3 protein-coding genes are annotated in these 5,362 nt (G+C 45.4%); 1 reads left to right on the forward strand and 2 read right to left on the reverse strand.

Features of this window, described 5'->3' with window-relative positions:
• Nucleotides 1-2,189, forward strand: a 2,189-nt coding sequence (locus WC955_12965) for a PQQ-binding-like beta-propeller repeat protein (protein ID MFA5859965.1), incomplete at its 5' end; no start/stop codon positions are given.
• Here the strand turns inward: WC955_12965 and WC955_12970 are convergent.
• Nucleotides 2,167-4,260 (reverse strand): hypothetical protein, encoded by a 2,094-nt coding sequence (locus WC955_12970; protein ID MFA5859966.1) that lies wholly within the window; start codon nt 4,258-4,260, stop codon nt 2,167-2,169. The genes WC955_12965 and WC955_12970 overlap by 23 nt on opposite strands.
• A gap of 36 nt (nt 4,261-4,296) precedes the next feature.
• Nucleotides 4,297-5,362, reverse strand: a 1,066-nt coding sequence (locus WC955_12975; GenBank protein ID MFA5859967.1) for a FlgD immunoglobulin-like domain containing protein, incomplete at its 5' end; no start/stop codon positions are given.

Consider the following 5,362-nt stretch of genomic DNA (forward strand, 5'->3'; position numbering starts at 1 on the left):
ACGCAGGTGATATGGTAGAAGCTGGCTTACGCCGTGAATTTGATAAGTATAACGATATTGCGAGAGCGTTCCACCCGAAGATAAAAGTTTATGGCGTACCGGGTAACCATGACGTAACCCGCGGGATGGGCGCTATATACTTCCGTGAACGCGTAGGGAGTACAAGGCATGCGGTATTATACCCGCCCTTACCGGGTAAGCCAAGATTTTTATTCCTGGCGGTAAACAATTCGTTGAGTAACCACGGCAGCGGGCACTTTACCCGTGATGAACTACGGTGGGTGGAAGCGCAGTTACTTGATGCGGACTCAAAGTATCCCGGGATAAATATTATTGCTGCGTTCCACCATCCTACCAGAGAGTCCGGCGAGAACGCTGCGGGTGAAGGTGTTAATGTAGACAACAGCCAGGTATTCCTTGAACTCATGAAGAAGTATAATATCCGCGCATTAATCGCAGGGCATTCACACAACAATTCTAAGTACGCAGGGAATGACGGCATCCCTACATTCTCGACAACCGGTGTATACAAAAAACCTAATGGCGGCGGGTTCGTTATCGCTAATGTGTACGACAACAGAATTGATTTTATTAATAAATCACCGGGGGTACCCCCGAATGATAAACCGTTTATCACAGTCTCCTTAACCACCCCGAGGTATCCTAAACACGTATTCATAGCACCTAAGAATGACGATATGCTTAACTCCGGGTGTCATATCCGCACAGAATTCACGCCGTATCATAACGTTACCGTTACGAAAGCGGAGTATCAGGTAGACGATGGCGGGTTCATCCGTAAGAGTACGTACTCACTTGATAGTACAGACTTTTGGTTACCTATGGAGTTCAAAACTGAGGGTAATACCACAACTGCGGATACAACCTTTGACGTTACAGAACTACTAAAATCATTTGACGCTAAGAACCTGCGTGATAAATCTGACCCATGGTACTGGGTTAACGGTATCCACCGTGTAAAAGTAAGGTATACCACGAGTGATAACAAAAAATGGTACTACACAACCTGGCCGTATTTTAAGGTACGGCAGGACTGGCCGTCCTCCGCGTGGAGAGTGGATGTAGGTAATGATGTACAAGCTGACCTTGGGTATGATCCTGATGGTGAGAGAGTCTACGTTAACCCGCATGGCAAACTTTTCCTGGCGCTTGACGCTTTAACGGGTAAAACTTTGTGGCAGTTTGATAAATCAAAATACGGGGGGACGGTATGGGAAGAAAGTTCGGGTACTGTATTTGATGACTCAACCGTATACTTTGGCTCGTATAACGGTACAGTCTTTGCGTTAAACAAAACGGATGGCGTATTAAAATGGTACTTCACAGTCCCCACGGATGCAGCGAATGAACCCGATGCTGGGTATCCTGTATCCCCGGTTTCAGTATTCGGCACACCGGTTTTTGATGACTATAACCTATACTTCGGTGCGGTAGACGGTTATCTTTACGCTGTGGACAAACAAAAAGGGCAGTTACGGTGGAGGTACCAGGCTGCGAGAGAGAAAAGCGGTAGCGGAGGTGAGTTCAGCCATAAAGAAATTATTACGAAGCCATTACTCATGAACAATAAGTTGTACTTCACAAACTACGCGGGGTACATACACTGTGTCAACGCAAAAGATGGTACTCCAGGCTGGCCACCCACGGGTGCAGTGCAGGTAGTTGATACTTTTTATAACGCACCGAGCCGCGGGGCTGTAGTAGGTAATCCTGTAGAGAACGTAGTTTACTGCACAGGCTATGCGAAAGGCGTGTACTGCTATAACGCCTCAACCGGCGAACTTATCTGGACCTCCGGTAGTTACTGGGGTTCACTCGGCGGGGATATTGAGCATACCAAAGCATACGCAAAAACTGCGGGGAATACTTTATGCGCGTACACTATCTCAGGTGAACAATGGTTTTTGCAGTTAGGTATAAAAGATACGGGGTCAGACCTTTTGAGGAACGAACCTCTGGGAATTAACGGTATAGTTTATACGGGTACTATGTGTACGGGGTCGGTAATAGCGGTAAAAGATAACCAATCCTCAGGTAAACTTTTATGGCAGCACAGGTCCGGTATCGGCGGGGTAACCTCCACCCCTGCAGTCAATAATAATGAAAAAGTTTTTGTTGGTACGCTTGACGGGCATATAACCGCGCTTACCGGGTTACTATATCAATAATCTTTTGTGCAACACGTTTTGCGGTATCCAGGAGTTCACGCTGGGAATTAGCTTTTGTCATGTCTGAGAGTATAACCTCGCCGGTTAACGGTATAACTACCATGGTATTAATATAATAAAAATTCTCAACCCGTGAAACACTGCCAACTACGCAGTAATCAACATCAAAAACTTTACCTAACTGAATCCCGCATTCCAGTGATTCGCATTTCATTAAGCCAGCACGTTTTTCACCAAGGACTTTCAACATCCTCGTACGGGGAGTTACCTTCAACCTATCATTTTGTTCCACAGTTTCACGCAGTGACCTCCCGACATCACTTGAGAGAACACTTGTGACGTTACGGTTGAACAGGTCGGATAACGCGATATTAACTTTTCTGGGTTCCCGCACAATAACGATTTGTTCACGCCCCTCATTCCCCGCGATATCACGTGCAGTGATTTCCACAGTATTCTCACCTTCATTCAACGGAATATCTTCTGAGATAATATAATCCCGACCGGGGAAGTCAAACGTGCGGTTATTAAAACTTATACTCTGTAACTTAACATTTTCCTTTATCATTAACCTAAGCGTATACGTACTTTTATCCGTAATAAAATCATCATCGTTGATAAGCGCAATCTGCGGAGCGATGGTATCACACCGGATAATATACTTCCCGCTGCTCTTATTACCGTTGAGGTCACTCGCAAAAACTTCAACTTCAGTCTCCTGTTTTGTAAGCGACAACGGTACTTCAATAACCTCAAACGTATGCCCGTTCGCGTTGTAGTCACGGTTATTAACAGTAACACCCTTGATCCCGACATTATCCATCACAGGGATTGTGAGCAACGGATTAAGTGTACGGAAATATAATTCACGTGATGCGATCTTGAATACCGGCGGGATCGTATCTGTGAGGATAAACTCAATCTGATCCTTCAATGCGAGGAAGTCCGGGTTCCCGGGTTCTTGCTCCAACGCCTTTGAGAGGTACTCTTTTGCAATAATATTCCTTCCTTTTCTTGATAGTTCGCCTGCCATATCGTAGAGCAACTGCGCTTCTTTTTTTGCCACAACTTTTTTATCAGCATTCTTAGTTTTTGGCGGTATGGTTGGGCGTTCAAGCGCGTTCTTACGGGTAATACCCCCGGTGTACCCGCCGGAAACTTTATGCATAAACCCCATATCCTTATGCGCAACAACAGCGTAGTCAAACCTAAAATTATTGATCAGGATCCCCGCTCCGGCGGTAAGGTTTTCGTTATCATACCCTGCACGGATTGAGAGTACCTCCACGATTTTGTATTCCACCCCAAAAAAAGTTTTTAACCCACCGTTTGAAGAAATATCGTATGCAAGGTCAGAAAGTATAAGCATATTAATCATGGGGTATACTTTACTAACATCCAAAACAAGCCCGGCATTGAGCACCATTGGAAACTTTTCTACTAACCCCAGCCTTGTGTACCCGGAACCAACAAAATTGTTTAACACAACCCCGGCGGATAAGTATTTCAGTGGTACCGCCCATAACCCGCAGTTAAGCGCATAAGCGGTAAGGTTTTGGTTAAGGATTGCCATCTCAAAACTTCTACCCCCGACACCAATAGCAAACCTTTCACCTATCGGCAGCCCGGCACTGAAGATATACGCAGAATTAGTGATCCCAAAACTTTCACCCGGCTGGTTAAACTCATCCCTTACCTCATACCCCCCGGAATATAACTGCACAAAACTACCGCCAATAACTACAGCGTTTCTTTTACCAATAACCTCATCGCCTGTACGGATAGGCACTACCGCGGAGATAGCGCTGTAGTGCACATTTTCGTATAACGCGGAATACAATGCCTGGATATCAAGCCCGGGAACTAACGCGATACACGCAGGGTTATACAATACACCCGCAGAGTCAGTACAACCCGCAACACTAGCCCCGCCAAGCGCGAGTTCACGTGCAGTAAGGCCGTTCTCCAAAAAATATCCCGGTGTCCCCCCTGTATTATTACTGCAATACGCGAAGCTTGTATACACTGATATTATGATGATAAAAAAAACACTTCTCTTGAGTATATTCATAAATAAAAACTGTACTACGACACTGTATAGCTTTGTTTACTGCACAGCGATTTTGGTTTTAGCCACACCCTTCTTTGTTTTGACTATACAAATATATCCCCCGGCAGTAACGTAATTACCGGCATCATTTTTACCGTCCCACTCAACACTATGATTCCCCGCAAATGCACCGGAATTACCCACCTGAATTTTCCATTCACGCACTAACCGCCCGGAAAGGTCATATATTTTTACTTCCACACCAGAATCTTCGGGTAATGAGTATCGGATAGCAGTCTTCCCGCTACCCGGCCCGCCGATAACCAGGGGGTTAGGATAATTTGTTACCTTCACTGCAGGAGGGAGGAGTTCAGCCCCGGATTCGTACTCAAATAAACGGTATAACCCTGAGACCGTGATATCAGCCTCAACCTTATTATCCAGAGGATACAACGACCTTGAATTTATAATGGGTACCCATTCACCGTTCGTACTGTTGTACCAGCACAACACTAACCCCGCAGGGTCAAGCCCGTTAACATCCTGTGATGTAAACGGCACCTGTAACTTAATCTTAGCGTTAGGCGTTACTATCGTATTATCAAACACAACATTCTTTATTACCCCGGTTTCCTTACGGCCGGTATCATACAATACCGGAGGTATAGTTTCGGGTATACCCACAGCGACATACGATGCAGTACTAAACGCGAGTTTGGGTACAGAAATAATTGTCCCATCCGGCCAGTTAACTACTGCTGAAGCCGTACTGACATTCACTAATACCATAACTTCAGGCCCGTGGTAATACTTAGCCGCAACACCCGCCGCTGCTGCGCCGGTAACATCCTGGCATTCAAGCAGGTAAGAATAATTTATCCCTAACCCCATATTTTTTACGGGTAGTGCATACACAACCCCTTCGGAATACGCGGTATTACTGCTCACAACTATTGTCATAGTTGAGGAAAAGATAAGGCCGGTATAATCTTTTATATGCAGTTTCGGATACCCGAGTTTAGGGGGTAGGTTGTGGTAGTTAATATACTGCACACGAAAATAAAATGTTGTTGAGGTAGTCCCAAAAGATGGCTTCACCGCGGTATCTTTATACCCTGTTTCG

Source organism: Elusimicrobiota bacterium (assembly GCA_041658405.1).
Lineage (GTDB): Bacteria > Elusimicrobiota > UBA5214 > JBBAAG01 > JBBAAG01 > JBBAAG01.

What these genes read in the sequence shown, in the direction of transcription:
- WC955_12970 (MFA5859966.1), bottom strand. Translation starts at nt 4,260, where the DNA reads ATGAATATACTCAAGAGAAGTGTTTTTTTTATCATCATAATATCAGTG.